The sequence below is a fragment of the Streptomyces sp. NBC_01198 genome, from assembly GCF_036010485.1.
In the GTDB taxonomy this organism is placed as follows: Bacteria; Actinomycetota; Actinomycetes; order Streptomycetales; family Streptomycetaceae; genus Actinacidiphila.
In genome coordinates this window covers 6,832,160-6,857,825 of the sequence record NZ_CP108568.1, presented here as the reverse complement: position 1 = coordinate 6,857,825, position 25,666 = coordinate 6,832,160, and the positions used below count along the sequence as shown (strand labels likewise).

21 protein-coding genes and 1 riboswitch are annotated in these 25,666 nt (G+C 74.4%); of the genes, 7 read left to right on the top strand and 14 right to left on the bottom strand.

Annotated features, from left to right (window positions below):
• Positions 1-2 precede the first annotated feature (2 nt).
• The 3 genes from OG702_RS30525 to OG702_RS30515 all read right to left on the bottom strand — a co-directional run bounded on the left by OG702_RS30525 (position 3) and on the right by OG702_RS30515 (position 3,127).
• The gene (locus OG702_RS30525; protein WP_327292162.1) at positions 3-827 is read right to left on the bottom strand and encodes a M23 family metallopeptidase; all 825 of its coding nucleotides are present in this window, start codon (positions 825-827) and stop codon (positions 3-5) included.
• Between the two features lie 5 nt (positions 828-832).
• Positions 833-1,021, bottom strand: a riboswitch (cyclic di-AMP (ydaO/yuaA leader).
• A 386-nt stretch (positions 1,022-1,407) separates the two neighbouring features.
• On the bottom strand, positions 1,408-2,424 hold the full coding sequence (locus OG702_RS30520; protein WP_327292161.1) for a GNAT family N-acetyltransferase: 1,017 nt from the start codon (positions 2,422-2,424) through the stop codon (positions 1,408-1,410).
• 73 nt (positions 2,425-2,497) lie between these two features.
• On the bottom strand, positions 2,498-3,127 hold the full coding sequence (locus OG702_RS30515; protein ID WP_327292160.1) for a uridine kinase: 630 nt from the start codon (positions 3,125-3,127) through the stop codon (positions 2,498-2,500).
• A 242-nt stretch (positions 3,128-3,369) separates the two neighbouring features.
• Between OG702_RS30515 and OG702_RS30510 the strand changes: the two genes are divergently transcribed.
• Both OG702_RS30510 and OG702_RS30505 read left to right on the top strand, forming a co-directional pair.
• Positions 3,370-3,564, top strand: a complete 195-nt coding sequence (locus OG702_RS30510; RefSeq protein ID WP_033172702.1) for a hypothetical protein — start codon at positions 3,370-3,372, stop codon at positions 3,562-3,564.
• A gap of 160 nt (positions 3,565-3,724) precedes the next feature.
• Positions 3,725-5,347, top strand: a complete 1,623-nt coding sequence (locus tag OG702_RS30505) for a hypothetical protein (RefSeq protein WP_327292159.1) — start codon at positions 3,725-3,727, stop codon at positions 5,345-5,347.
• A 503-nt stretch (positions 5,348-5,850) separates the two neighbouring features.
• On the opposite strand, the gene yczR is transcribed toward OG702_RS30505, so the two are convergent.
• Positions 5,851-7,341: a MocR-like transcription factor YczR gene (gene yczR, locus OG702_RS30500; protein ID WP_327292158.1), complete on the bottom strand. Its 1,491-nt coding sequence runs from the start codon at positions 7,339-7,341 to the stop codon at positions 5,851-5,853.
• Between the two features lie 64 nt (positions 7,342-7,405).
• On the opposite strand from yczR, the gene yczE reads away from it, so the two are divergent.
• Together yczE and OG702_RS30490 are read left to right on the top strand one after the other, a co-directional pair.
• Positions 7,406-8,143: a membrane protein YczE gene (yczE, locus tag OG702_RS30495; RefSeq protein ID WP_442814588.1), complete on the top strand. Its 738-nt coding sequence runs from the start codon at positions 7,406-7,408 to the stop codon at positions 8,141-8,143.
• A gap of 256 nt (positions 8,144-8,399) precedes the next feature.
• Positions 8,400-8,774: an RNA polymerase-binding protein RbpA gene (locus OG702_RS30490; protein WP_093713023.1), complete on the top strand. Its 375-nt coding sequence runs from the start codon at positions 8,400-8,402 to the stop codon at positions 8,772-8,774.
• Between the two features lie 157 nt (positions 8,775-8,931).
• Here the strand turns inward: OG702_RS30490 and fxsA are convergent, their stop codons facing one another.
• Positions 8,932-9,537: an FxsA family membrane protein gene (fxsA, locus tag OG702_RS30485; protein ID WP_327292156.1), complete on the bottom strand. Its 606-nt coding sequence runs from the start codon at positions 9,535-9,537 to the stop codon at positions 8,932-8,934.
• 82 nt (positions 9,538-9,619) lie between these two features.
• Between fxsA and OG702_RS30480 the strand changes: the two genes are divergently transcribed.
• A complete protein-coding gene (locus OG702_RS30480; RefSeq protein ID WP_442814749.1) occupies positions 9,620-10,324 on the top strand; it encodes a hypothetical protein in 705 nt (234 codons plus the stop codon).
• A gap of 19 nt (positions 10,325-10,343) precedes the next feature.
• Here OG702_RS30480 and OG702_RS30475 read toward each other — a convergent pair whose 3' ends face one another.
• From OG702_RS30475 to OG702_RS30455, 5 genes are all read right to left on the bottom strand, one after another.
• Positions 10,344-11,294 carry a polyprenol monophosphomannose synthase gene (locus tag OG702_RS30475; protein ID WP_327292154.1) on the bottom strand — a complete coding sequence of 317 codons (951 nt, stop codon included), beginning with the start codon at positions 11,292-11,294 and terminating at the stop codon, positions 10,344-10,346.
• Positions 11,291-13,003 (bottom strand): apolipoprotein N-acyltransferase, encoded by a 1,713-nt coding sequence (gene lnt / locus OG702_RS30470; RefSeq protein ID WP_327292153.1) that lies wholly within the window; start codon positions 13,001-13,003, stop codon positions 11,291-11,293. Before lnt ends, OG702_RS30475 begins: the two co-directional genes overlap by 4 nt.
• Positions 13,004-13,591: 588 nt before the next feature.
• Positions 13,592-15,250, bottom strand: a complete 1,659-nt coding sequence (locus tag OG702_RS30465; protein ID WP_327292152.1) for an amidohydrolase — start codon at positions 15,248-15,250, stop codon at positions 13,592-13,594.
• Positions 15,251-15,441: 191 nt separating this feature from the next.
• The gene (locus OG702_RS30460; RefSeq protein WP_327293433.1) at positions 15,442-15,882 is read right to left on the bottom strand and encodes an Lrp/AsnC family transcriptional regulator; all 441 of its coding nucleotides are present in this window, start codon (positions 15,880-15,882) and stop codon (positions 15,442-15,444) included.
• Positions 15,883-15,917: 35 nt separating this feature from the next.
• On the bottom strand, positions 15,918-17,159 hold the full coding sequence (locus OG702_RS30455; RefSeq protein ID WP_327292151.1) for an FAD-binding protein: 1,242 nt from the start codon (positions 17,157-17,159) through the stop codon (positions 15,918-15,920).
• A 289-nt stretch (positions 17,160-17,448) separates the two neighbouring features.
• On the opposite strand from OG702_RS30455, the gene OG702_RS30450 reads away from it, so the two are divergent.
• The gene (locus OG702_RS30450; RefSeq protein ID WP_327292150.1) at positions 17,449-17,937 is read left to right on the top strand and encodes a hypothetical protein; all 489 of its coding nucleotides are present in this window, start codon (positions 17,449-17,451) and stop codon (positions 17,935-17,937) included.
• Positions 17,938-18,007: 70 nt separating this feature from the next.
• On the opposite strand, the gene OG702_RS30445 is transcribed toward OG702_RS30450, so the two are convergent.
• Complete coding sequence (locus OG702_RS30445; RefSeq protein ID WP_327292149.1) at positions 18,008-19,183, bottom strand: acyl-CoA dehydrogenase family protein; 1,176 nt, start codon at positions 19,181-19,183, stop codon at positions 18,008-18,010.
• A 268-nt stretch (positions 19,184-19,451) separates the two neighbouring features.
• Here OG702_RS30445 and OG702_RS30440 point away from each other — a divergent pair, with 268 nt between their 5' ends.
• A complete protein-coding gene (locus tag OG702_RS30440; RefSeq protein WP_327292148.1) occupies positions 19,452-21,092 on the top strand; it encodes a serine/threonine-protein kinase in 1,641 nt (546 codons plus the stop codon).
• A 14-nt stretch (positions 21,093-21,106) separates the two neighbouring features.
• Here OG702_RS30440 and OG702_RS30435 read toward each other — a convergent pair whose 3' ends face one another.
• From OG702_RS30435 to OG702_RS30425, 3 genes are all read right to left on the bottom strand, one after another.
• Entirely contained in the window at positions 21,107-22,405 is a 1,299-nt protein-coding gene (locus OG702_RS30435) for an ArsB/NhaD family transporter (RefSeq protein WP_327292147.1), read from the bottom strand.
• Between the two features lie 101 nt (positions 22,406-22,506).
• Positions 22,507-24,666: a putative bifunctional diguanylate cyclase/phosphodiesterase gene (locus tag OG702_RS30430; RefSeq protein ID WP_327293432.1), complete on the bottom strand. Its 2,160-nt coding sequence runs from the start codon at positions 24,664-24,666 to the stop codon at positions 22,507-22,509.
• A gap of 47 nt (positions 24,667-24,713) precedes the next feature.
• Positions 24,714-25,529, bottom strand: a complete 816-nt coding sequence (locus tag OG702_RS30425; RefSeq protein WP_327292146.1) for an SAM-dependent methyltransferase — start codon at positions 25,527-25,529, stop codon at positions 24,714-24,716.
• Positions 25,530-25,666: the final 137 nt, after the last annotated feature.

Below are 25,666 nucleotides of genomic sequence, written 5' to 3'. Positions count from 1 at the left end.
ACTCAGATGGTGACACCGTGCGCCGCGAGGTAGGCGACGGGGTCGATGTCGGAACCGTAGTTCGGCGTGGTGCGGACCTCGAAGTGCAGGTGCGGTCCTGTGACGTTGCCGGTGGCGCCGGATATGCCGATCTCCTGGCCGGAGGCGACGGTCTGGCCGACGGAGACAACCGGCTTGGTCAGGTGGCCGTACAGCGTGTACTTGCCGTCGGCGTGCCGGATGATCACGTCGTTGCCGTAGGCGCCGTCGGCGCCTGCGTGCACCACGGTGCCCGCCGCCACGGAGTGGACCGGGGTGCCGGTCCAGACCAGGAAGTCGACACCGGTGTGGTAACCGGAGGACCAGTTGGAGCCCTGGGCGTGGTAAGGGGTGCCGATGGCGGCGTCGCCGACCGGCTTGGTGTAGCCGGTGGAGCTGACGGCCTTCTTGGCGGCCGCGGGCGCGGCCTTCTTGGCCGGGGCCGGGGCGGCCTTCTTCGCGGGGGCCGGCGCGGCCTTGACCGGGGCGGTGTTCAGCGTGAGGTGCTGGCCGGGGCGGATCAGACTCGGGTTGGCTCCGATGACCTTCTTGTTGGCCTTGTACAGCGACTTCCAGCCGCCCTTGACGTGGTGGGTGGTGGCGATCTTCGCCAGGGTGTCCCCGCGGACGACGGTGTACTCGTGCGACTTCGCGGAAGCGGCGGGGGCCTTGGTGGGCTCGGCGGCCGACGCGTGGCCGACGCCGAGCAGCGGCACCGCGAGGGCGGCGCCTCCGGTGCCCGCCGCGATGCACACCCGGGTCAGGCGGTTGAGCGAGCGGGGCTTGCGGTGCTGTCCCTTTGCGGGCATGGGGGAATTCCTCTCCTACGCCTGCGAGGTGAGCTGTCGGGTTCGGGCAGGAGATGCCCGGCCGCGGTCCGCCGTGGCCGCGCTCCGAGGAGCGCGTACGGTCGCGCGGCTTCACCCCGAGCCGTCCGGTGTCCCCGGACGGCGACCTACCTGGGTCCCCCGCTCCTGCCCTGAGTGCTCGGCTGTTCCCGATACCGGGCGGCGGCAGGATTCGGCGTCCCGCCCGGCGGATACCGCGGACGTCCGGCCCGCGGTAGGGCGAAGCTAGACGACGCCGGGAGCGGCGGGCAACCAAACGCGGCATGCCGCCCCAATCCGCCCGTACCGGCGGTTACTCCTCGCCATCCGTACACGCCGGTACGTATGCGGACCGGTCACCGCGAGTCGAGCGGCGGGCCGCACAGGGTGACAAACGGCCCGGACCGGAAACAGCGGGTGTCGCCGGGGAGCCGGACCGTGTTCGGCCCGTGACGCCGGTCACGGATCCGGCCGGCAGTGATCGGCGTCACTGCGAAATGCCGGAATTGGCACGGTGTTTCGGATATGCCGGGATCGCGGCCGACGGGACGTCAGCCCGTCCTCAGTAGCTGCCCGGCACTCCGCCGATGCGCGCGTCCAGCGTCCGGCTGAGCCGGTAGGCCACCGGCCGGAAGCCGACCGCCGGCCAGTGCCCCGCGGCCAGCGGGGAGGCGGAGTGCCAGCGGGCCGAGATGTAGCGGTGGCCGTTGTCGTACGCCCACGCCAGCGCGGTGGCCAGCAGCACCCGGCTGATGCCCTCGCCGCGCGCGGCGGGTTCCACGTACGCCTCGGCGAGTTCCACGCACGACTCCGGTACGACCGGGTCGGGCACGGCCGGGACGACCAGCACCATGGCGATCTCCTCGCCCCTGCGGGACGCGATCCAGGCTCCGCAGCGCGGATCGGCGAGCGCGTCGGCGTAGTGCAGCCGCAGCGCGGCCAGCGCGCCCTCCGGCTGCGGCTGGAACATCGCGGACTCGCGCTGCCGCCGGGAGGACTCCGCCGCCATCCGGCCGATCTGCGGCAGGTCGCCGGGACCGGCCCGGCGGATGCCGAGGCCCTCGACGCCGCGCGGCTGGCGGCCCCTGGCCTTGACCGCCATCAGGCCGTGCACGAGTTCGCGGCCGAAGCCGAGGTCGGCCCAGGGGGCGGTGGCGACCTCGCCGGCCGGCACCTGGACGTAGTGGACGAGGCGGCGGTCGGCGACCAGCCGGTCGGCGATCCTGGCGTAGAGCGAGCGCAGCACCTCGGTCTCCCGCCCGCCGGGCAGCGCGTGGCCGCCGTAGGGCACCAGGGCCGAGCGCGGGTGGGTGCGCAGCGCCGCCGGGTCGTCGGGCGCGAGGGTGACCGGCTGGGCGGCGAGGTAGCCGATCAGGTTGCCGTCGCCGTCCAGTGCGCGGCAGGCTTCGAGGCCGGGGACGGCGTGCAGCTTGGCCACCAGCTCGTCGCCGCGTACGGGTCCGTCGGTCAGCCAGGACCGCTGGGACGGCGGCCGCCGGGCGCGCGAGAACCAGCGGTCGTACCGCTGTACGGCCAGGGGTATGTGCTCGGCGGTCAGCGGCGCGGTGGCGACAGTCATGGTGTTCGAGGACGCTAGCGAAGCGCGCACCTCCACGGCAAGGCGGTGCCGGGGGCCGGACGCCGCGGCGGTGTCAGCCGGTCCAGGCCGGGTGCCGCGGATCGTCGGCACGCACCAGGACATCGGCGCTCTCTTCCGGCAGCGCCTCGCGGGCGTAGCGGCGGTAGGCGGGCAGCGTCCACTGCTCGGCCGGTTCCGTACGGCGCCGCAGCGCGGCCTCGGACAACCGCAGATGGACCGTCAGATCCAGCGGCAGGCCCTGGCCGAGCAGCAGCGGACCGTCCAGCACCAGGACCCCGCCCGGCGGCAGAGCCACGTACTCCGCCCGGGTGGAGCGGTCTGTCCCGGGGTCGCGCAGCGACGGCAGGGCGCGGCCGCTGCCGCCGGGACCGAGCGGGTCGAGCACCTCGCGGCGCAGCGCTCCGGTGTCCAGCCACAGCTGGTAGAACGCGTCCACGTCCTGATGGCCGTACTCGAGCCGCTGCGAGGCGGGCCGCCAGAAGGCCTGCGCCCGTACCCGCAGCACCGGGTGGCCGAGCGCGGGCAGTTCGGCGGCCAGCGCGTCGGCCAGGTCGGCGGTGCCGGCGGCGGGTGCGCCGTCCACCGCGACGCGCCACCAGGGCCCCGCGGGCGGCGGGCCCGCGCTGATCCGGTCGGCGAGGGCCGCGGCGAGCCGCGGCCAGGTGATCGGGGTGAGCTGCACGGGGCCATCCTGCCGGAGCGGGCCGCCCTGGCGGCGGGCGGGCGGACCCGCGCGCCCGGGTCACGGGCGGTCACCCGGTCGGACGAGACGGGTGGGGTGCGCAGCGGCAAGATCTTCGGCGAGTCCCCTCATATGGGCGAAATTCTCTACAAATCACCCGTTTGCCACCGCGCGCGAACCATGACTTTTTGTGACCCTGGAAGAACTCATGGTGACCGTCCCCATCACCCAGGAGAAAGCCCATGATCCTGTCGATCTCAGGCGTCGTTCTGCTCGGCGTCATTGTGTTCCTCTTCTTCCGCAAAGACGGGCTGAAGGTGTCCCACGGCATCGTCAGCGCTCTCTTCGGCTTCTACCTCGCGAGCACCGCCATCGCGCCGAGCATCACGGCAGGCGGCGCGAGCCTTGCCAGCCTCCTGGGCGGGATCAAGATCTAGGCCGCCGTCCCTTGCCGACGGCACGACGGATGCCACCCGCAGGCCCGGGAGCGGTCGCCCCGCTCCCGGGTCGCTTTCGGTCCCACCCGCTTCCCCTCCCCTCCTGCACCGCCGCGTGTCCCCCGCGGTCCCCGCACCCGAACCACCCCATGGAGCAACCGTGGCCAGGCGTCCCCTTCCCAGCATCCTGAGCAGCCGACCGGCACTCGTCCGCGGCCGCGACCTGGCGCGCAGCGCCGCCGACGGCGCCTCCGACGTGCTGCACCCGGTCATCACCATCGCCCGCGGCATGCGCCGGCAGGCGGCCTGGACCGGCGGGTGGTGGGGCCGCACGCCCAAGGACCGCCGCGGTCCCGCGCTGCTGCTGGCCCTCGCGGGGCTGGTCGTCGTGGTGATGATGCCGTACGGCCCGCTGCTTGCCATCGTCGCGCTGATCGCGTCCGCGGCCTGGATGGGCCGGGACCGCTCGGGGACCACACCCGCGGGACCCGGCGAGGCGGAGACCGGGCGGCTGCAGTCGCTGTACGAGGCGCTGGTGCCCTACCTGTCCGACCCGGCCGACCCGGCGCCGCTCTACACCTACGACGGCAGCTGGGCGAAGGCGTTCAGCTCCTTCGACTTCGAGGGCGGCCGGCTGACCCGGCTCCACCTGCGCTACCCGGCGTACTTCACCGACGGTGAGGCCGAGTCCCGCACCCGGATCGAGCAGCTGCTGCACGCCAAGGCCGGGCGGGGCCGGGAGTACCGCTTCGACTGGGACGAGGAGGAGAACCACCTCACCCTCACCGCGCTGCCGCCGCTGCCCACCGACATCGTCGCCCAGCGCTTCGTCACCGCGCCCGGCGAGACGGTGCTCGGCTTCACCGACCCCGAGGCCGTACCGCGGACCGTGCCGGTCGCCGGGGGCGGCGGTGTCGGCGGTGTCGCCGTCGAGACCCGGGACGCGCCGCCGGTGGTGTGGCGCACCGGCGCCCGCTCCACCGAGCCGCACCTGCTGGCGCTCGGCCAGCCCGGCACCGGGACGACGAGCCTGCTGCGGTCCATCGCGCTGCAGTCGCTGGTGCACGGCGACGTCGTCATCGTCGACGGCAGCGGCACCGGTGAATACGCGTGCCTGACCGGGCGGCCGGGAGTGCTCGCCGTCGAGGACGGCCTGCTCGGGGCGTCCGCCACGCTCGAATGGGCCGCGCACGAGACCGAGCGGCGGCTCATCGCGGTCAGCCGCGCCCGGCAGGAGGGGCGCCCGGTGGACGAGGACGCGCGGCGCCCGCTGTGGATCCTGGTCGACCGGCCGACCGCGCTCAGCCAGCTGGCGCTGGCGGAGGGGCGGCCGGACCCGCAGCTGCTGCTCGACGTGCCGCTGCGGCACGGGCGTACGGCCAATGTCGCCGTCGCCGTCGCCGACCAGCTCGACGCGACGGAGGCGCTGGTGCCGGTGGTGATCGCGCACACCCGTGCGCGGGTGGTGCTCGGGCGGCTCGCCCCCGAGCACGTCGAGGCGGTGCTGGGGGCGGCCCAGCGCACCACCCCGGCCGCGGAGGTGCCCCCGGGCCGGGGTTACGCCCGGCTCGGCACCGGGCCGGTGCTGCGCCTGCAGGTGCCGGCGACCCCTGACCCCTACGACGACGAGGCGACCTCCCCGCAGCGCGAGGCCGTCCTCGCCCTCCTCCCTGGCACTCCCCCGCCACCCCCGGCGGCCCCCACGACCACTCCGGCGCCGGACCCTGAGCCCACGGCCCTCCGCAAGGAGGCGGTCATCCGCACGGTCGCCGATCTGACCTGAGCCCAATCGGCGCCCTCCCCCACGCCATCCCCCGGGGGCGCGGGTCGCCCCCGCCCCAACGGGGCTGCCCGGTCCGCCCCGGACCACCGCCCGGTGGGGGCTGGTCGCGCAGTTCCCCGCGCCCCTCGGGGGGTCGCCCTCGGCGGCAGGCGCCGCCCATCAGGGGCGCGAGGAACTGCGCGACCAGCCCCCACCCAGCGTCGTGTGGCAACGCACCGCCACCACCCCAGGGGCGCGAGGAACTGCGCGACCAGCCCACCACCGGGGCGCGGGTCGTCACCGGCCCACAGGGGCTGCCCGGTCCGCCCCGGACCACCGGCCGGTGGGTGGCTGAGCGCGCAGTTCCCCGCGCCCCTGTCAGGCACCCCCCTGCCGAAAGGGGACCGCCCGGGCACCGCGCGCAGCGGAAGGGCACCCCGACCCGGGGGCAGCGCCCCCCCGCGGAGGGGAGCCGCCCGGGCCCCGGGGCAAGGAGCCGCGTCAGGGAACCCGCCCCGGAGGGGCTAGGCCACGAAGAGGCCCGTGGCCTCGGCGTCGGGGGCCGCGCCGGATCGGACGAGGTCGGCGGCGGAGGCGAGTCGGGTGGCCGCCTCCACCGCCGTCGTGCCGCTCACGGTGAAGGGGATGCGGACGTAGGACTCGAAGGCGCCGTCGACGCCGAAGCGGGGGCCCGAGGGGACGCGGACGCCGAGGCGTTCGCCGGCCACGGCGACCCGGGAGCCGGAGACGTCCCCGGTGCGTACCCACATCGTCATGCCGCCGCGCGGCACCGTGAACTCCCAGCCGGGAGTGTGCTCGCGCAGCGCCGCCGCCAGGTCGTCGCGGCATTCGCGGGCCCGCTGCCGCCGGGTGGCCAGCGCCTGGTCCCAGCCGCCGCCCCGCAGCAGCCAGGCGACGGCGAGCTGGTCGACGACCGGCGAGCCCAGGTCGAGGTAGGCGCGGGCCGAGACGAGCCGGCGGACCACGTCGGGCGTGGACCTGACCCAGCCGATCCGCAGCCCGGCCCAGACCGCCTTGCTCGCCGAGCCGACCGTCATCACCGTCCCGCCGCGGTCGAACGCGGCCATCGGGCGTACACCCGACTCCCCGCCGTCGAGGGTGAGTTCGGCCATCGTCTCGTCGGCCACGACGATCGTCCCGGCGGCCCGCGCCGCCTCCACCAGCTCGCGCCGCTGCTCGTCGCCGATCAGCGTCCCGGTGGGGTTGTGGTAGTCCGGCATCACATACGCCATCCGCGGCGCCGCGTCCCGCAGCACCCGCCGCCAGGCCCCCATGTCCCAGCCGCCCAGGCCCTCGCGCAGCGCGACCGGCACCAGCCGCGACCCGGTCTCGCGGAAGAGCTCCAGCACGTTGGCGTAGCTGGGCGACTCCACGGCGACGCGGTCGCCGAAGCCCGCCACCCGCCGGGCGGCCGCCCCGATCGCCCCCATCGCGCCGGTGGTCACCATGATCTGCTCGGGCATGGTGGGCACGCCCTGCGCGGTGTAGCGGTCGGCGATGGCCTCGCGCAGCACCGGCAGGCCCGCGGGGAAGTCGCCGTGGGTGGCGGCGTAGGCGGGCAGTTCGGCGAGCGCCCCCTGCATGGCCCGGGTCAGCCACGGCTCGGGCGCGGGCAGCGCGGCGCAGCCGAGGTCGATGACCGATCCCGCGGCGTCCGGCGGCAGCGGTTCCAGGCTGCGGGAGGGCAGCACGTGCCCGTCGGGGATCGCCGTCCAGCTGCCGGCGCCGCGCCGGGAGCGGGCGAAGCCCTCGGCCCGCAGCGCTTCGTAGGCGGCCGCCACGGTGGTCCTGCTCACTCCGAGCGCGAGCGCCAGCTCCCGCTCGGCGGGCAGCCTGGCGGCGACCTGGACCCGGCCTTCGAGCACCAGCAGCCGTACGCCGTCGGCCAGTCCGCGGTAGGCGGGCAGCTTGCGGCCGTTGCCGCCGGGGGCGGGCCCCGGCTCCAGCAGCCGGGCCAGATGTGCCGCGCTCACCGACGCAGTCCACTGCGACATGAAATTCAGTCCACCTTCCGCAGATTGGCCATGGATTGTGTCCCCTGACAGGCCACACAGTGACATGCGCGCCCGCACAACCGCCAGGGGGGTACCGTTGTCGCCGTTTCGCCCGTTTCCGTCCCGTCCGCCCGTCCTTCCGCGTGGCCCGCTGCCGGTGGACCGCCTCGTACGGCTCTATGTCGGCCTGGTCCTCTACGGCGCGACCGACGCCCTGGTGATCCGCGCCGACCTCGGGCTCGACCCCTGGGATGTCTTCCACCAGGGCCTTTCCCTGCACACCGGGATCAGCATCGGCAACGTCTCCATTCTCGTCGGTGCGGTGGTGCTGCTGCTGTGGTGGCCGATCCGGCAGCGGCCCGGTCTCGGCACGGTGTCGAACGTCGTGCTGGTCGGCGTCTCGATCGACGCGACCTGCGCGCTGATCCCGCATGTCGAGGCGCTGGGCGTCCGCATCCCGCTGCTGCTCGCCGGGGTGCTGTTCAACGGTGTCGCGACCGGCCTCTACATAGCGGCCCGGTTCGGCCCCGGTCCGCGTGACGGGCTGATGACCGGGCTGCACCGCAGGACCGGCCGCTCGCTGCGGCTGATCCGCACCGGCATCGAACTGACCGTGCTGGCCGCGGGTTTCCTGCTCGGCGGCGGGGTCGGCGTCGGCACCGTGCTCTACGCGCTGGCGATCGGCCCGCTCGCGCAGTTCTTCCTGCGGGTTTTCGGCGACGGCGGGGCGGGTACGCGAACCGGCGCCGGTGCACCGGCGGGGCCGCCACCTCGGGAACGCGCGGTGGCGGACACGATTTAGCCGGGGACGGTGCGGACCGGTAGTGTACGCGGTTGGCCCTACAGCTTGACCGTTACTGCGCACGAAAGATATGACAACACCGGGTGACATCTCCCCTCAGATGTGACAAACCGGGCGCCGGTGGGTACAAACAGGGGCGACACGACGGGCGACGCATCTCCCTCATCGGGAATCTTCACCGCCGACCGGACGTTGACCGGATGACGACGACAGCGACACCTGTCCTGTGGGCGACCAAGCCCGGGAGGCACGATTCATGAGTGAGCGAGCTCTCCGCGGCACGCGACTCGGGGCCACCAGCTACGAGACCGACCGCGGTATCGATCTGGCCCCGCGCCAGACCGTTGAGTACGCATGCCGGAACGGACATCGTTTTGAGATGCCGTTCTCGGTCGAGGCCGAGATTCCGCCGGAGTGGGAGTGCCGCGCCTGCGGCCAGACCGCACTCCTGGTGGACGGAGAGGGCCCGGAGGAAAAGACCACCAAGCCCGCGCGCACGCACTGGGACATGCTCATGGAGCGCCGCACGCTGGAGGAGCTGGAGGAGGTGCTGGCCGAGCGGCTGGCCGTCCTGCGCTCCGGGGCGATGAACATCGCGGTGCATCCGCGGGACAACCGCAAGAGCGCTTGACGCCGGACCCCGGCTGACATCCGGGGTCGGCCCCGACCATCCCGCCCGGCGCGGAACGCAGCGTTGCGTTTTCCGCCGGGCGGCTTTGTCGTGCCCGGGCCCGGCGCCCGGGCGGGTGCCCGGGCCTCGTGCCCGGGCCTTACGCCGACCGGGTCGCTCAGTCCTTGTCGTGCTGGTCCTGGTCGCGGTCGACGACCTCGCCGGGGATGACCTTGCCGTCGGGACGGTGGATCCGGGTCTGCTCGCCGGCCTGCTGCGCCTGCTGGAGCAGGTCGCCCAGCGAACCGGGGTCCGCCGACACCGGGTGCCTGCGCAGCGAGCGGGCAGCGGCCCGCTCGGCCAGCGCGCCGGCCAGTTTCCTGGTCGGCGGGAAGAGCAGCAGCAGCCCCACGGCGTCGGAGATGAAGCCGGGGATGATCAGCAGCACCCCGCCCAGCATGTGCAGGCCGGTGCGCCCGCCGCCGGGCTGCGGGGCAGGTGCCTCGGCGCCCGGCTCAGCGTTCTGCTGCTGCTGCACCGCGGCCGTCAGATTGCGCCAGGCGCTGCGCCCGGCCCGCTTCACCGCGGCCGCGCCCAGCACGAAGCCGGCGACGATGGCGAGCAGCACCACCAGGCCGTTGGTGGCCTCGGCGACGACCACGAACAGCCAGATCTCCAGCACCGCCCACACCGCGACGGCCAGCGGGACCAGGGTGCGGGCGCGGGAGCGCCGCCGCGGCCGGGGGGTGCCCGGGCGGCCGGGGGGCGGACTGCTGATCGTCATAGCCCAAGTGTGCCAAAGACCGGTAAAGCCCGGGTCGGAAGGGGTGGCCCCCGGTGGACTGCGGCAGCGGCGTACCGACACGATGTGGCACGTGACGGACAATGCGCAGGAACCACCCGGGCGGCAGCTCTCACCGGCCTGGCGCCGGGTGACCCGGGGGGAGCCGCGGTGGGCCTCCACGGCGGCGGTGGTGGCCGTGGTGGTGATCCAGCTGACGCTGCCGGCCCGGCTGACCGTGCCCCCGCAGTGGCTGATGCCGGCTGTCGAGCTGGCGCTGCTGCTGGCGCTGATCGCCGCCAATCCGCACCGCATCGAGCGCGGCTCCGCCGCCTACCGCGCCACCGGCCTGGGGCTGGCCCTGGTGATCGGCGGCGCCAACGCCTATTCGGCCGTACGCCTGGTGGCCGGGCTGATCCGCGGCACCGAGACCTCCGCGGCCGGGACGCTGCTGCTGACCGGCGGTGCGATCTGGCTGACCAACGCCGTGATCTTCGCGCTGCTGTACTGGGAGCTGGACCGGGGCGGTCCGGCCGCCCGCGCCCAGGGCGAGCGGGACGTGCCGGACTTCCTCTTCGTCCAGATGCAGTCGCCCGATCTGGCACCGCCGCACTGGGAGCCGGCGTTCTTCGACTACTTCTACCTGTCCTTCACCAACTCCACCGCGTTCAGCCCGACCGACGTGATGCCGGTGACGCGGTGGGCGAAGGCGCTGATGCTCGCGCAGTCCGCGGTGTCGCTGCTGACGGTGGTGCTGGTGGTGGCGCGAGCGGTGAACATCCTGGGCTGACCCGGGCCGGGAGCCGGGGTCAGGGTGTGGGCTTGCGGCCGACCTCGGCGGTGACCGCGGCGTCCGCCTCGCCGTCCGCCTGGGCGCCGACCCGCGGCGCCGCCTGCGGCTCGGCCCCCTCGGTCCCCTCGGCTCCGTCCGCTCCCCCGGCTGCCTCCGCCTCGCGCCCGTCCTCGGCGGCGGTCACGGCGTCCGCCTCGCCCTCGGCGGGCTTGCCGCCGGTGATCCGGCCGGCCCGCGAGGTGATGCCCCACGCGGTGACCCGCAGGAAGGCCTCGGCGACGATGTTGCGGCTCATCTTGCTGTCGCCGCGCTCCCGTTCCACGAAGGTGATCGGCACCTCGACGACGTGGAAGCCGGCCTTGACCGCCCGCCACGCCAGGTCGACCTGGAAGCAGTAGCCGGCCGAGGCGACGTCGTCCATGCCGAGGCCCAGCAGGGTCTCCTTGCGGAAGGCGCGGTAGCCGCCGGTGACGTCGCGGATGGTGACGCCGAGCATCAGCCGGGAGTAGGTGCTGCCGCCGCGGGAGATGAACTCGCGGCTCTTGGGCCAGTTCACCACCCGGCCGCCGGGGATCCAGCGCGAGCCGAGCACCAGGTCGGCGCCCTTGAGCGCGGTCAGCAGCCGGGGCAGCTCCTCGGGCTGGTGCGACCCGTCGGCGTCCATCTCGACCAGGACGTCGTAGTCGTGCTCGATGCCCCAGCGGAAGCCGGCCAGATAGGCGGCGCCGAGCCCTTCCTTGCCCTCGCGGTGCAGGACGCGGACGGAGGGGTCGGCGGCGGCCAGGTCGTCGGCCAGCTTGCCGGTGCCGTCGGGGCTGTTGTCATCGGCGACCAGGATGTCGGCGTCCGGTACGGATGCCCGTACCCGCCGGACGATCGGCACCACGTTCTCGGCCTCGTTGTAGGTCGGGATGATGACCAGGACCCTGCCGAGCGGCCCGAAGTTCCGCTGCTCGCCGTCGCTCACTGCTGTTCTGTTCCTTTCGTGGTGCGGGTACGGTCCCGCCTGCCGAGTGCGATGGCGGCCGCACAGGACAGAAGCCCCACCATAGCGAGGGTCCACTCGGGTGCCGCACCGACGCGATCGGCGAGCGTTGTGCCGTCGCGCAGCGGGATGTCGGCGTTCAGCACCTGCTGGGTGAATTCCTTGCTGCGCTGTTCGATCTTGCCATCAGGGCCGACAATCGCACTGATCCCGCTGGTCGCGGCCGTGACGACGGCCCGCCCGTGCTCGATCGCCCGCAGCCTGGACATGGCCAGTTGCTGCTCGGGCTGCCCGGTCCTGCCGTAGGTGGCGTTGTTGGTCTGCACGACGATGGCCCGCGCCCCGGCGTTCACGGTGTCACGGACGATGCTGTCGTAGGCGACCTCGAAGCAGATCACGTCGCCCAGCCTGGCCGGGCCGATCTGCAGCACACCGGTGGTCCTGCCCGGGTAGAAGTCGCGGGGGATCTCGTCGAGCCGGCTGATGACTTTGGTCAGTTCCTTGCGGAAGGGCACGTACTCGCCGAACGGCACCGGGTGCTGCTTGGTGTAGTGCGCGCCCGGGCCCTTGACCGGGTCCCACACGATGCCCTCGTTCTGCACGTGGTCGGCGTCCGGCCCGTCGACCAGCACGCCCACCAGGACCGGGACGCCGACCGCCTGCACGGCCTGGGTGATCTTGTCGTAGGCGGCCGGGTTCGAGAACGGGTCGAGGTCGGAGGAGTTCTCCGGCCACAGCACCAGGTCGGGCTTGGGCACCCGGCCCGCCTTGATGTCGGCGGCGAGCTTGAGGGTGGCCTTGACGTGGTTGTCCAGGATCATCATCGGGCGGCCGAGGAAGTGCAGCCCCGGCTGCTGGACGTTGCCCTGCACGACCGCGATCCGTACGTGGTCGCTGGCGTTCGTCGGGACCGGTACGAGCAGCCCGGCCAGCAGCACCGCCGCGGACAGCACCAGGGCGCCCGCCGCGGGCAGGACCGCCCGCGGGCTCCACGCGCGCTCGCGGTACAGGCGGACGGCACCGACCGCGGCGGCGGCCAGCAGGGTGCCGCTGAGCGCCACCGCGAAGGTCGCCAGCGGGGCGCCGCCGACCGCGGCCAGCGGGGTGTAGGGCGAGCCGGTGTTGGCGAACGCCAGGCGCCCCCACGGGAATCCGCCGAAGGGCAGCCGGTCCCTGGCCAGTTCCTCGGTCACCCACAGGCAGGCCCCCCAGACCGGCCAGCCGGGCAGCCGGCGGCTCAGCACCAGGCAGGCGCCCAGCGCGGCCAGGAACGCCGCCTCGATGGCCGCCAGGCCCACCACGGCGTCCCAGCCGACGGTGTGCAGCCACTGCAGCAGCCAGATGAAGAAGGGCCAGCCGAAGGCGAATCCGAGCCAGGCGCCCTGCCGTACGGTCCGGCCGCGCAGCAGCAGCGACAGCGCCGCGACCGCGACCAGCGACAGCGGCCACAGGTCGTACGGCGGGAAGGCCGCCGCCAGCGCCAGGCCGCTCGCCGCGGCGATCGCGCTGCTGGGCGCGGACCTGCGGGCCAGTGCGGCGAAGCGCTTGCGCCGCGGGGCGCGGGCCGGGGCCGCCGGCGGCCCGGCGCCGGGGCCGCGGGCCGGCTCGTCCAGCGCGGCGCCGGGATCGGTCGCCGGGCCGCCGGGATCCGCCGGGGGCGCCGCGGGCGCGGCTTCGGGGCGCAGGCGCACGGTCGCGGCCTTCCTGCAGGTGGAGGGGTGGTGAAGGCGACCGTACCTCGTGATGACGCGAGGGTGGGCCGCGGGTGGGGCAAAGCTTCCCATCCCGCCGCGCCCCGCCCGGAGTCGGCGCTCCCCGCCCGACCTGCGGAACGGGCCCGGACGCCCTTCGGGCCGACCTGGGACCTGCTGGCTGCGGGTCGTACCAAGGCCGTTGTCTACTGGGCGTCCGGGCCCCTCCCGGGTCACACCTGCCGATCGGGCGGCGCTCACCCTCCGTACCCTCACGGGCGGAGAGGCCCACTGGCGAGCCGCGTTCTGCGTCGTGCGCGCTGGACCTGGCTGCCAGTGGCGGCGTGCACGTGCGGCGCGACACCCCATGGCCCAGCGGCGGTCGACGCAACCGCGGAGGACCCCCGGTTCGACATCCTGTGGTGGACTTCGCCGAACCTACTCGCCTCCGACCGGCAACTGTCAACAGCCCTGTGACCTGCGGGCTTTCGTCAAATCAGCAGGTCAGTGCGGACCGGTCGGCCGCCATGCGACACGCCGCTGCGGGCCGAGGGCGCACCGTTCGGCCCCATCGGGCAACGCCACCGGTCACCCGTTCGGGCGCGCGTGGACCGTGCGGCCGCCGACGACCGTGCGCAGCGCGGTGGGCAGCTCGTTGCCCGGGGTCAGGTCGGGCAGGCCGGGGGTGCCGGAGCGGGGGTCGGTGGACCAGTTGGCGACCCGCTCGTCGGGGGCCTGGACGACCAGGTCGCCGACGCTCCACACCGCGTAGTCGGCCGGCGCGCCGGGCACCAGGACGCCGGCGTCGTCCCGGCCGACGGCCCGCCAGCCGCCGCGGGTGTGCCCGGTGAAGGCGGCGCGGGCGGAGATCCGGTGCGCGGGCGTGCGGTGGAAGGCCGCGGCCCGGACCGCGCCCCACGGGTCGAGCGGGGTGACCGGGCTGTCGGAGCCGAGCGCGAGCGGCACCCCGGCCCGGGTCAGCGCCGCGTAGGGGTTGAGCGCCGCGGCCCGCTCGGTGCCGAGCCTGGCCGCGTACATCCCGTCGGGGCCGCCCCAGGCGGCGTCGAAGGCGGGCTGCACGGAGGCGACCAGGCCGAATTCGGCGAAGGCCGCGACGGCCGCGTCGGTCAGCAGCTCGGCGTGCTCCACCCGGTGCCGCAGCGCCCGCACCCGGTCCAGGCCGGCCGTCTCGGCGGCGGCCCGCACTCCGGCGACGACCGCGTCGACGGCCGCGTCCCCGATGGCGTGGAAACCGGCCTGGACGCCTGCCTGCGTGCACAGCAGCAGGTGCCGGGCGATGGTCTCGCCGTCCAGGTACGACACGCCCGTGGTGGCGGCGTCGTCGGCGTAGGGCGCGTGCAGGCACGCGGTGTGCGAGCCGAGCGAGCCGTCCACGAAGAGGTCGCCGGCGGCGCCGACCGCACCGAGGTCGCGGACACGGTCCAGGTCGGCTGGTGTGCGGACCGGCTCGGCCCAGTAGCCGAGCACCCGCGGCCCGTCGCCGGCCGCGGCGAGCGCCAGCAGGCCCCTCAGGTCGTCCTGCGAGGAGATGTCGGGGCCCGCGCACTCGTGCAGCGCGCCGATGCCCTGGGCGGCCGCGTGCCGCAGCGCGGCCCGCTGGGCGGCCTCCCGCTGGGCGGGTGTGACGGCGGCGTAGGCGGCCCGGCGTACGGCGTGGTGCGCGTCGCGGGTCAGCGGTGCCTGCGGGTGGTGGCCGGGCAGCCCCGCGAGGTCCGGTACGAGCGCGGCCAGGGCGCTGCTGACGGCCGCGGAGTGCACGTCGGTGCGCGACAGGTACAGCGGGCGGCCGCCGGTCGCCCGGTCCAGCTCGGCCCGCGTCGGCGGCCGCTGCTCGGGCCAGCCGCTCTCGTCCCAGCCGTGCCCGAGCAGGACGCGGTCCGCGGGGTGCGCGGCCGCGTGCGCGGCGGTCCTGGCCAGTGCCTCAGGCAGCGAGGCGACACCGGTGAGGTCCAGGCCGGTCAGCGCCAGGCCGGTGGCGGTGGTGTGCACGTGGGCGTCGGTGAACGCCGGGGTGACCAGGGCGCCGTCGAGGTCGACCACCTCGTCCACGCCGTCAGCGAAGGAGTCGGCGGCGGCCTCCTCGCCGACCCAGGCGAGGGTGTCGCCGTCCACGACGATCGCTGTCGCGAACGGGTCGGCGGGGCTGTACACGAACCCCCCGCGCAGCAGGACGCTCCCGCTTCGGGTGCTGTGGGACGTGCCGGTGGTCGCGGAACTGGTGCGCATGTCCCCAGTCTCCCCCTCCCCTGGCCCGCCGCGGCCCGGGGGGTCCCCCCGACCTGCCCCTTTCCCGCCGTGCTGGCTGCGCGCGCACCCCGCGCTCCCGGGTGGGTGCCACTTGCCGTGGCCGTGCCACTTTCCCGCCGTTCAGGCTGGGCGCAGGCGACCGCGAGTGGCGACCCCGAGCGGCCGTGAGGCTAGAGGCGGGGTGGGCGGGACTCGTAAGGGGTCGAGAGGACGACCGTCGTGCGGGTGGAGACGCCCGCGAGGGTCCTGACCCGGGACAGCAGGTGTTCGAGCTCGATCGGCGTGGACACCCTGACCTTCAGGATGTAGTTCTCGTCGCCCGCCACCGAATGGCACGCCTCGATCTCGGGCACGTCGGCGAGCCGCTCGGGGATGTCGTCGGGCGCGCTGGGATCGAACGGCTTCACCGAGATGAACGCGGTCAGCGACAGCCCGACCGCCTCGGCGTCGACGATCGCGGCGTAACCGCGGATGACGCCGCGCTGTTCGAGCCGGCGGACCCGCTGGTGGACCGCGGACGTGGAAAGGCCCGTGGCCTTTCCGAGGTCCGTGTAGCTCATGCGCCCGTCGGTCATGAGCAGTTCCACGATCTGGCGATCCAGCTCCTCCACAGCCGACGACCTTACCGGCACACCGGTGGTTTCGGTCATGCGTGGAGCAATCGATCGAGGTAACCGTTGGAGAAGGTGCGGGCCGGGTCGGTGGCGGCGGCCAGGGCGAGGAAGTCGGGCAGCCGGGGGTAGCGGGCGCGGACCTCGGCGGGGTCGACGGTGAAGAGCTTGCCCCAGTGCGGGCGCGGGTCGTAGGGGGCCAGCGCCGGTTCGAGGACGGCGAGGACCGGCAGCACCCGCGCGGTGTCCTCGATCCAGGTGAAGTGCAGGGCGACGGTGTCGCGGCCGTAGGCGGGGCTGAGCCAGAGCCGGTCGGCGGCGACGGTGCGGACCTCGCAGATCTGCAGGATCGGCGCGACGGTGTCGCGTATGGCGTCCACGGCGTGCAGCGCGGCGGCCGCGTGGGCGCGCGGCAGCAGGTACTCGGACTGCAGCTCCTGGCCGCTGCTGGGGGTGAAGCCGGGCCGGAAGTGCGGTAGCCGCTCGTGCCAGGGGCCGGGGACGTCGAACTGCTCGGTGCAGTGCACCGGGTCGACCCCCGGCACCGGGTGCATCTTGGTGCCGGCGGGCTCGGCCCACGGGAAGTCGGCGTCGGGGGCGTCGGCGAGCTGCTTGAGCCATACCTGCGTGAAGCGCGGGCCGCGCCAGTCGGTGAAGAGGCTGACGCTGTACGCGGCCGAGGTGATCGCGTCGAAGTTCGCGGTGGCGTCGTCGAGTTCGAGGCCGGTGAGGACCCGCTGGCGTACCTCGAAGGCGGGGCGCAGGTCCAGGGTCAGGTGGGTGACGACGCCGAGGGCGCCGAGGGCGACGACGGAACCGTCGAAGGTGCGGGCGTCCGCGGCCCGGCTGACGGTGTGGATGGCGCCGTCCGCGGTGACCAGGTCGATCGCCGAGACCGAGGTGGCCAGGCCGCCGTTGGCGTCGCCGGAGCCGTGGGTGCCGGTGGCGACGGAGCCGCCGACCGAGATGTGCGGCAGCGAGGCCATGTTGGGCAGCGCGAAGCCGCGGGCGTCCAGGTGTGCGGCGAGTTCGGCGTAGCGCACGCCGGCGGCGACCCGGACGGTTCTGGCGGCCGAGTCGATGTCGATCTCCGGCGGCAGCCCGGACAGTTCGATGAGGGTGCCGTCGGTGTCGGCGATGTCGCTGAACGAGTGGGCGCTGCCGAGCGCTTTGGCCCGGCGGCTGGCGGCGACCAGCGACCGCAACTCCGCGACGGTGCCGGGACGGCGTACTTCGGCCGCGGAGAAGGTCAGGTTCCCCGCCCAGTTGCTCTGCATCACGTCACGCTTCCGCTTCCGGCGCGACCTGTCCTGGCCTCGCCCGTTGGCACCTTATCCGGCCGGACGGCAAGGCGCCGCGCGGGGGCGCAGGGGGGTGCGCGGGCGCACGGGAGGGGCGCATGAACCGGCCATCACGGCGAGTGTGACGAAGGCCACACGTGGTGAACCCCTCTGCCCGCTATGACGTGGTTACCCGCGTAGCGTGGCGGGAAGTGCTCGCTATGGCCGCTGGCGTGATGCCGGGCCGACCCGATGAAGGGCATCCCACCCGAGGGGGAGACGCAGCATGCGTAACCATGTGCGCCACAGCCGCAGCGAGCGGATCAGGCCCGCGTTCGAGGAGGGCCACGAACGCGACGCGTTCACCTTCTCCGCCGCTGAGCCGGCGGACTCCGACGCCGACGCGCCGGACGACCTCATGGACGGCATCGACGCCGACGAGGCGTTCGAGGAGGACTTCGGCGACGTCGTCCGGCTGTCCTGCCCGGACTGCGGGCGCCCCATCGCGGTCTTCACCGACGAGGAGCAGCTGCCCCAGCACGCCCTGTGCCCGACGCCCTGGAACCCGTTCGGCCTGACGGTCTGCGGCGGCTCAGGCCGCGCGGTGGCCGAGGCCCGCCCGGCCGACGGCGACGCAGGCGCGCCCGGGCAGCAGGACCTGGCCGCGCTGCTGACCCTCCCCGTCGGCCTCGACTGGCGTACGCAGCCGTTCTCGCACGTCGGCGGGCCCGAGTCGCGGCCCATCCACATGCCCGAGCAGCGGCTCGCCGCGTAACAGGACGCGCCCCCGGCCGGCGTGGACGACGTCGGCCAGGCACTCCCCCGCGGCCGCGGCGGCCGCCCGGTCAGGCCCTGGACTCGGGGCCGGCCAGATGGCGGGCGACGACCATCCGCTGGATCTGGTTGGTGCCCTCCACGATCTGCAGCACCTTCGCCTCCCGCATGTAGCGCTCGACCGGGAAGTCCGCGGTGTAGCCGTACCCGCCGAGCAGCTGGACGGCGTCGGTGGTCACCTGCATCGCGGTGTCGGTGCAGAAGAGCTTCGCCATGGCGGCCCGTGCGGAGAACGGCTGTCCCGCGTCGCGCAGCCTGGCCGCCGCCAGATACAGCGCCCGGCCCGCCTCGATCCTGGTGGCCATGTCGGCGAGCATGAAGCGCAGGCCCTGGAAGTCGGCGACGGGCCGGTCGAACTGCCGCCGCTCCATGACGTAGCCGAGCGCCGCGTCCAGCGCGGCCTGTGCCAGGCCGGTCGCGCACGCGGCGATGCCGAGCCGCCCGGAGTCCAGCGCGTCGAGCGCGATGGCGAAGCCCTGGCCGAGCTCGCCGATCCTGCGGGAGTCCGGCACCCGGACGGCGTCGAAGTGCACCTGCGCGGTCGGTGAGCCCTTCAGGCCCATCTTCCGCTCGGGCACCGCGGCCACCAGGCCCGGCGCGTCGCCCGGTACGAGATACGCCGAGATGCCGTGCGCGCCCTCGCCGCCGCTGCGGGCCAGCACCGTGTAGAAGTCCGCGACGCCGCCGTGGGTGATCCACGACTTGGTGCCGTCGATCGTCCAGTCGTCGCCGTCGCGCGCCGCCCGGGTCCGCAGGGCTGCGGCGTCGGAGCCCGAGGTCGGCTCCGAGAGGCAGTACGCGCCCAGCTGGGCGCCGCCGAGCATGCCGGGCAGGTACTCGGCGCGCTGCTCCTTGCTGCCGTAGTGGGCGACGGCGTGGCAGGACAGGGTGTGGACGCTCGTTCCGAGGCCCACGGTCAGCCGGGCCGCCGCGAGCTCTTCGAGCACCTGCAGATACACCTCGTACGGCTGGCCTCCGCCGCCGTGTTCCTCCGGATAGGGCAGGCCGAGCAGCCCCGCCCGGCCGATCAGGGTGAACGTCTCACGCGGGAAACGCCCGGCCTCCTCCTCGGCGGCCGCGGCGGGAGCGATCTCCCGCTGGGCCACGTCCCGGGTGAGCGCGAGCAGGTCCCGCGCCTCCTCGGTGGGCAGTTGACGGGACACCGGCTGCGGGCCGTACTGCTGCATGGCGGCGCACTCCTCCCTCTCGGGGGCGACGGCGGCAAACCACCGTGGGTGGGCGGTGCCGTCCGATGGGCATACCCGGACGCGAGGTTTCCGTACCGGATCACGGCACGGATTGATCAACGACCGGCGGGTTGGAGTATGCCCGATCGGCGACGCCCCGTCACCGGTGCCCAGCCCCGGGTGGGGCGGCCCTGGCGGGCTGCGGCGCCGGGCCGTCGGTTTCCGGAACCGGCGGGGCCGGACGGGTGCGGCGTCGTACGCTCAGCGCATGGAGAGCTTGGGGGCCGGCGATCCGCGGTCGATCGGCGGTTATCCGCTGTTCGCGCGGCTCGGAGCGGGCGGGATGGGACAGGTGTTCCTGGCGCGTACTCCTGCGGGCAGAGCGCTGGCGCTGAAGACCGTACGGCCGGAATTCGCCCTCGATCCCGGCTTCGGCGACCGCTTCGCCCGGGAGATCCGGCATGCCGACCGGGTGCGGTCGCCGTGGACGGTCGCGGTGGTGGACTTCAGCCCGCCCGGCGCCACCCCGCAGTGGCTGGCGACCGAGTACGTACCGGCGCCGTCGCTCACCGACCATGTCGTGTCGCACGGCCCGCTCCCGGCGCCCGCGGTGGCGGCGCTGGCCGCCGAGCTGTGCGCGGCGCTGCGGACCGTCCATGACGCGGGCCTGGCCCACCGCGACGTCAAGCCGTCCAACGTGCTGCTGGCCGGGCAGCGCCCGCTGCTGATCGACTTCGGTATCGCCAGGGCCGCGGAGGACTCCCGCCACACCAGGACAGGCGGGATGATCGGTTCCCCCGGCTACATGCCGCCTGAGCAGGCGACGGCGGGGGCGGCCGCCGAGCCGGGCGACCTGTTCGCGCTGGCGGCGGTGCTGGTCTACGCCGCCACTGGGCGCGGGCCGTTCCAGCGTCCGGGTGAGGACCCCTCGGCGCCCGCGCTGCTCTACCGGGTGGTGCACGAGGACGCGGACCTGAGCGGCGTCCCCGACGTGGTGCTGCCGCTGCTGCGGGCGTGCCTGGCCAAGGACCCCCGGGAGCGTCCGGACGCCCGGGCCGCGGCGGCCCTGCTGCCCGGCGGCGACGCCCCCGGGCACTGGCCCGGCGCGCTGCCGGGGCTGGCCGCCGAGGTGGCGGCCAGGGAGTCGATGACGCGGGCCGCGCTGGGGGCGCCGCCGGCCGGGGACCTCGGCCCGTCGCCGTACGGCCCGGGCGCGGCCTACCCGCCGCCCTCACCCGCCGGCCCGGCACCGCTGTCCGTAGCCGGTCCCGCGCCGACCCTTCCCGCACCGGCCGCGGCGCACCCGGCCCCGCAGCCGTACAGCCCGTACGGCGGCCCCCCGGCCGCCGGCGCCCCCGGCGGGCCGGGTCCGCAGCGGCGGCGTACGAGCCTGGCGCTCGCGGTGGCCGGGGTCGTCGTGCTCGGCGGTGTGGTGGCCGTGGTGCTCGACCAGAACGGCGGCTCCGGCGGGGACGGGGACTCCGGCGGCAAGGGCACCAGCAGCTCCTCGACCCGGCCGTCGTCCGCCGGCGCGCTGCCCGCCGCGTGGGTCGGCACCTGGGTCGGCGAGGGTCCCGGCAGCCTGGCCCAGGGGACCGAGGACATCAAGGTCACCCTCACCTTGACCGGCGGTGCGCGCGGCAGCACGGTCGGCCGTCAGGTGAGCCACGCCAGGACGACGGGCACCACGGCGGAGGCGGGCTGCACCGAGGAGCTGGAGCTGTCCCAGGCGCAGGGCACCACGATGGTCTTCCGTGCGGTCACCAGCACCCCCACCGACCCGGACTCCGACCTGCGCTGCCCCACCGGCAACGTCTACACCCTCTCCATGACCGGCACGGACCACCTGCGGCTGGGCAGCGGCTCGCAGGCGGCGGGCGCGCCGACGACCTTCGAGAAGCAGGGCTGACCGCCGGGTGCGGGTCAGGTGCCGGTGAGCTGCAGGCCCGCCCACAGCGCGACGGTGGACGCCACCAGCGTCGGCGGCACGGTGAGCAGGCCGAGCCGGGTGAAGGTGCGCAGCGAGGCGTCGGTGCCGTGGTCGTGCAGCACCCGCCGCCACAGCAGGGTGGCGAGCGACCCGGCGTAGCCGAGGTTGGGGCCGAGGTTCACGCCGATCAGCACGGCGAGCACCGGACCGGCGCCGCCGGTCTCGGCCAGCGGGAGCAGCGCCAGCACGGCGGGCAGGTTGTTGATCACGTTGGCCAGCACGGCGGCGAAGGCGGCGATCCCGAGCAGTGCGGGCAGCCCGTTGCCGGACGGCAGGACCGCGTCGGCCGCGTCCGACAGCCCGTTGCGCACCACCGCCTCGACGACCACGCCGAGCGCGAGCACGAACAGGCAGAACAGCGGCCCCGCCGCGACCACAAGCGAGCCGACCGTCGCCCGGCGGCGGTACAGCGCCCGCCCGCCGAGCACCAGCGCACCGGCCAGCGCCGCCCACGCCGGGTTGATCCCGAACAGCGAGGTGATCGCGAAACCGGCCAGCGTCAGGCCGAGCACCACCAGGGTGAGCACCGGCACGGCGGGCGGCTCGCCCTGCTCCGGCGGGTGCTCGGTGACCGCCAGGTCGGCGGCGAAGAAGCGGCGGAAGATCAGGTACTCGATGCCGATGGCGAGCAGCCACGGCACGGCCATCAGCAGCGCGAACCGGGTGAAGGTCACGCCGGCCGCGGTGAAGGCCAGCAGGTTGGTCAGGTTGGAGACCGGCAGCAGCAGCGACGCGGAGTTGGCCAGGTGGGCGCAGGCGTAGACGTGCGGCCGGGGCCGGGCGCCGGCCCGCGAGGCGGTGACGATGACCACCGGGGTGAGCAGCACGACGGTGGCGTCCAGGCTGAGCACCGCGGTCACCACGGCGGCGACGGCGAAGACCCCGGCGAGCAGCCGCTGCGGCTCGCCGCGGCAGGCCTGCGCGATGGCGTCCCCCGCGGCGGTGAACAGCCCGTCGTCGGCGCACAGTTCGGCCAGCACCAGGACGGCGGCCAGGAAGCCGACGACCGGCGCCAGCTCCTTGATCTGCCCCCAGGCGGCCGACAGCGGCACCGCGCCGACCGCGGTGAGCAGCGCCGCGGCGGGCACCGCGGCCACCGCCTCGGGCCAGCCGTGCGGCCGGAGCACCGCGAAGCCCAGCACGACGAGCAGCGCGGCCACGGACAGCGTCTCTGCGGCTGCGGCGCTCAGTGGAACTCCCAGGTCCGGATGCGGTCTACCCAGGGATTTCATCACAGCGGCCCAAGCGGTCCGCGCAGCGGCGCCGGTGCGGGCCGTCCGGCGGGAGCGGACCTGGCGGGTCCGGCGCCGCGGTGCGGGGCGCCGCGGCTGCGTCAGCCGGCGTCGGCGAGGGTCAGCATGTGCAGCTGGTCGGCCGGCCCGGCCTTGCCGTAGTACCAGCCCTGGGCGGTGTCGCAGCCCAGCGCGCGCAGGTGCTCGGCCTGGGTGCGGGTCTCGACGCCCTCGACGGTCACGGTGAGGTTGAGGGTGTGGGCGAGGGAGACGATGCCCTCGACGATCTTGAGTTCGATCGGGTCGGCGGGCTGCTGGCGCATGCCTCGGGTGAAGGACCGGTCGAGCTTCAGCACGCTGACCGGCAGCCAGCGCAGCGAGGAGAGGTTGGAGTATCCGGTGCCGAAGTCGTCGAGCGCGATCGCCACCCCGAGGTCGGCGATCCGGCGCAGCGGCTTGAGCGCGTCCTCGTCGGCGCCGATCAGCGCGCTCTCGGTGACCTCAAGGCACAGCGCGCTGGGCGGCAGGCCGGTCTCGTCCAGCACCGCGGCGACCTCGGCCACCAGGTCGGGGTGGCCGAGCTGCACCGGTGACAGGTTGACGTTGATCCGTGGCGCGGCGCCGCTGAACTGCCCGTCCTGCCAGTCGCGGGCCTGGGCGGCGGCCTGTTCGAGCACCCAGCGGCCCAGCGGCACGATCTGCCCGGTGCTCTCGGCGAGCGGGATGAACTGGTCGGGGCCGAGCACCCCGTGCACCGGGTGGCTCCAGCGCACCAGCGCCTCGGCGCCCAGCACCGCGCCGTCCTCCAGGCCGATCAGCGGCTGGTACTCGACGAAGAACTCGCCGTGCCGCAGCGCGCTCGGCAGCTGGTTGGTCAGCCCGTGCCGGGTGATGGCGCGGGCGTCGGCGTCGGCGTCGGCGACCTCGTAGCGGTTGCCGCCGCGCTCCTTGGCGCGGTACATCGTGATGTCGGCGCTGCGCAGCACGTCGGCGGGGCCGCGGGCGCCGACCGGACCGTGCACGATGCCGATACTGCCGTGCACCGGCAGCGGGCGGTCGTCGAGCAGCACCGGGATGGAGAGCGCCTTGAGGATGCGGGCGGCCAGGTCGGTGACGGCGCTCTGGCTCGGCGGGTCGGCGTAGAGGGCGACGAACTCGTCGCCGCCGATCCTGGCGACCAGCTGGTCGGGCGAGGTCACGCAGCCGCGCAGCCGGTCGGCGACGGCGACCAGCAGCCGGTCGCCCACCGCGTGGCCGAGGCTGTCGTTGACCGCCTTGAAGCCGTCCAGGTCGAGGTAGCAGACGCCGATCCTGCGGTCGGCCTGGGCGACGCCCTGGTCGTCGGTGGCGCTGAGCGCGCGGTCGAGGCGTTCGAAGAACAGCGCGCGGTTGGGCAGTCCGGTGAGCGCGTCGTGGGTGGCCTGGTGGCGCAGCCGCTCCAGCAGCCGGCGCCGCTCGGTGATGTCCTCCAGCAGGCCGAGCTGGTACTGCGGCCGGCCGGCCGAGTCCCGCAGCAGCGAGACCTGGACGTCGGCCCACAGCACCGAGCCGTCGGCCCGCGGGTAGGCCCTCTCGATGTGGTAGTGGTCGCGCTCGCCGCGGGCGAGCTCGCGGTTCAGCTGCCCGGCCTCGGAGCCGTTGTCCGGGTGCGCCCACTCGCCGGCCTTGCGGTGCCTGATGTACGACTCGCTGCCGAGCATCCGGGTGAGCGCCTCGTTGACCTCCAGCACCTTGCCGTCGAGGTCGGCGATGCCGATGCCGACCGGGGCGGTCTCGAAGACCGCGCGGAAGCGGGCCTCGCTGGCCGCCAGCGCGCTCTCCGCCTCGGTCTTGGCGTTCAGCGCGGCGCGGGAGATCGACTCCTGCTCGTGCAGGGTGCGTTCGCGCATCGCGTGCGAGAAGCCGACGGCGACCGCGTGCTGGAGCCGCGAGCAGCGCACCCGGCACTCGTCGGCGGGCAGGCCGGGCACCGGGCCGCAGAAGAGCACCAGGTAGGCGTCGATGATGCCGAGGATGCTGGGCAGCGCCTCGGGGTCGGTGCAGTGCGCCGCGACCAGCCCCTCGCCGACCGGGACCGCGTCACGCGGGTCGAAGCGTCCTGCGTGCAGGGTGTCCTTGAGGGTGCGGGCCAGCGGGAGCAGGTGCTGCTCGAACTCGGCCCGGGTCATCGAGGTGGCGGTGACCGGGTAGATCGCCCGGCCCCAGATCGCGGCGAACCGCTCCAGGCTGTCCCCGCCCGCCGCCGGGGTGCCGCCCGCCACGGACGCCGCGCCCGCCGCCCCGTGACCGGACAGGACCGGCCGCGCGGTCACGCTTTCAGCCCCACGCCGGCGAGCCCGGTGCGCAGTACGGGGTCCTCGTCGTCGCTCGGCGGGCTGTCTGGCCGCCAGTACGCCAGCGGTACCACTCCCGGTTCGAGCAGCTCGAATCCGGTGAAGAAGCGTTCCACCTCGGGCACGGTCCGCATGATCAGCGGGGTGCTGGTGCGCTGGTAGACGTCCTGGACCCGGCGCTGGTCGTCGTTGAGCGGGCCGAGCTGGGGCGTGGCGTGCGTGATGACCAGCAGGCTGCCGGGGGCGAGGGCGTCGCGCAGCGTGGCGACGACGGCGTAGGCGTCGTCGCTGTCGCGCAGGAAGTGCAGCACCGCCACCAGCAGCAGCGCGACCGGCCGGCCGAGGTCCAGCATCCGCCGGGTCTCCGGGTGGTCGAGCACCGACTTCGGGTCGCGCAGGTCGGCGGCGGCGATGGTGGCGTGCTCGTTGCCGTCCAGGACCGCCTTGCTGTGCGCGACCGCGACCGGGTCGTTGTCGACGTAGACCACGTCGGCGGCCGGATTCAGCGTGTGGACGACCTCGTGCACGTTGCCGAAGGTGGGGATGCCGGAGCCGATGTCGAGGAACTGGTCGATGCCCTGCCCGACCGCGTGCCGCACCGCCCTGCGCATCACCGCCCGGTTGGCCTGGCCGACCTTGGGGATGCCGGGGATGGCCTTGAGCGCGACTCTGGCCGCTTCCCGGTCCACCTCGAAGTTGTGCGAACCGCCGAGGAAGTAGTCGTAGACCCGCGACACGCTGGGCACGGAGATGTCGATGCCGGGCGGTGCCCAGGAAGGACGGTCGGTCACGGTGGGAGTCTCCAGGTCGTCGGGCCGGGTTCAACCTGTCCGGAGTCAACTCTCGCGGACGGTGGGCCGCTTACTCTGTGAGGCTACTGATCACCTGTTCGGAGCGAAACACGCGACCGGAGATGCGAGGTCCGTTT

What these genes read in the sequence shown, in the direction of transcription:
- OG702_RS30525 (WP_327292162.1), bottom strand. Translation starts at nt 827, where the DNA reads ATGCCCGCAAAGGGACAGCACCGCAAGCCCCGCTCGCTCAACCGCCTG.
- OG702_RS30520 (WP_327292161.1), bottom strand. Translation starts at nt 2,424, where the DNA reads ATGACTGTCGCCACCGCGCCGCTGACCGCCGAGCACATACCCCTGGCC.
- OG702_RS30510 (WP_033172702.1), top strand. Translation starts at nt 3,370, where the DNA reads ATGATCCTGTCGATCTCAGGCGTCGTTCTGCTCGGCGTCATTGTGTTC.
- yczR (WP_327292158.1), bottom strand. Translation starts at nt 7,341, where the DNA reads ATGTCGCAGTGGACTGCGTCGGTGAGCGCGGCACATCTGGCCCGGCTG.
- yczE (WP_442814588.1), top strand. Translation starts at nt 7,406, where the DNA reads ATGCGCGCCCGCACAACCGCCAGGGGGGTACCGTTGTCGCCGTTTCGC.
- OG702_RS30490 (WP_093713023.1), top strand. Translation starts at nt 8,400, where the DNA reads ATGAGTGAGCGAGCTCTCCGCGGCACGCGACTCGGGGCCACCAGCTAC.
- fxsA (WP_327292156.1), bottom strand. Translation starts at nt 9,537, where the DNA reads ATGACGATCAGCAGTCCGCCCCCCGGCCGCCCGGGCACCCCCCGGCCG.
- OG702_RS30480 (WP_442814749.1), top strand. Translation starts at nt 9,620, where the DNA reads ATGTGGCACGTGACGGACAATGCGCAGGAACCACCCGGGCGGCAGCTC.
- OG702_RS30465 (WP_327292152.1), bottom strand. Translation starts at nt 15,250, where the DNA reads ATGCGCACCAGTTCCGCGACCACCGGCACGTCCCACAGCACCCGAAGC.
- OG702_RS30455 (WP_327292151.1), bottom strand. Translation starts at nt 17,159, where the DNA reads ATGCAGAGCAACTGGGCGGGGAACCTGACCTTCTCCGCGGCCGAAGTA.
- OG702_RS30450 (WP_327292150.1), top strand. Translation starts at nt 17,449, where the DNA reads ATGCGTAACCATGTGCGCCACAGCCGCAGCGAGCGGATCAGGCCCGCG.
- OG702_RS30445 (WP_327292149.1), bottom strand. Translation starts at nt 19,183, where the DNA reads ATGCAGCAGTACGGCCCGCAGCCGGTGTCCCGTCAACTGCCCACCGAG.
- OG702_RS30440 (WP_327292148.1), top strand. Translation starts at nt 19,452, where the DNA reads ATGGAGAGCTTGGGGGCCGGCGATCCGCGGTCGATCGGCGGTTATCCG.
- OG702_RS30435 (WP_327292147.1), bottom strand. Translation starts at nt 22,405, where the DNA reads ATGAAATCCCTGGGTAGACCGCATCCGGACCTGGGAGTTCCACTGAGC.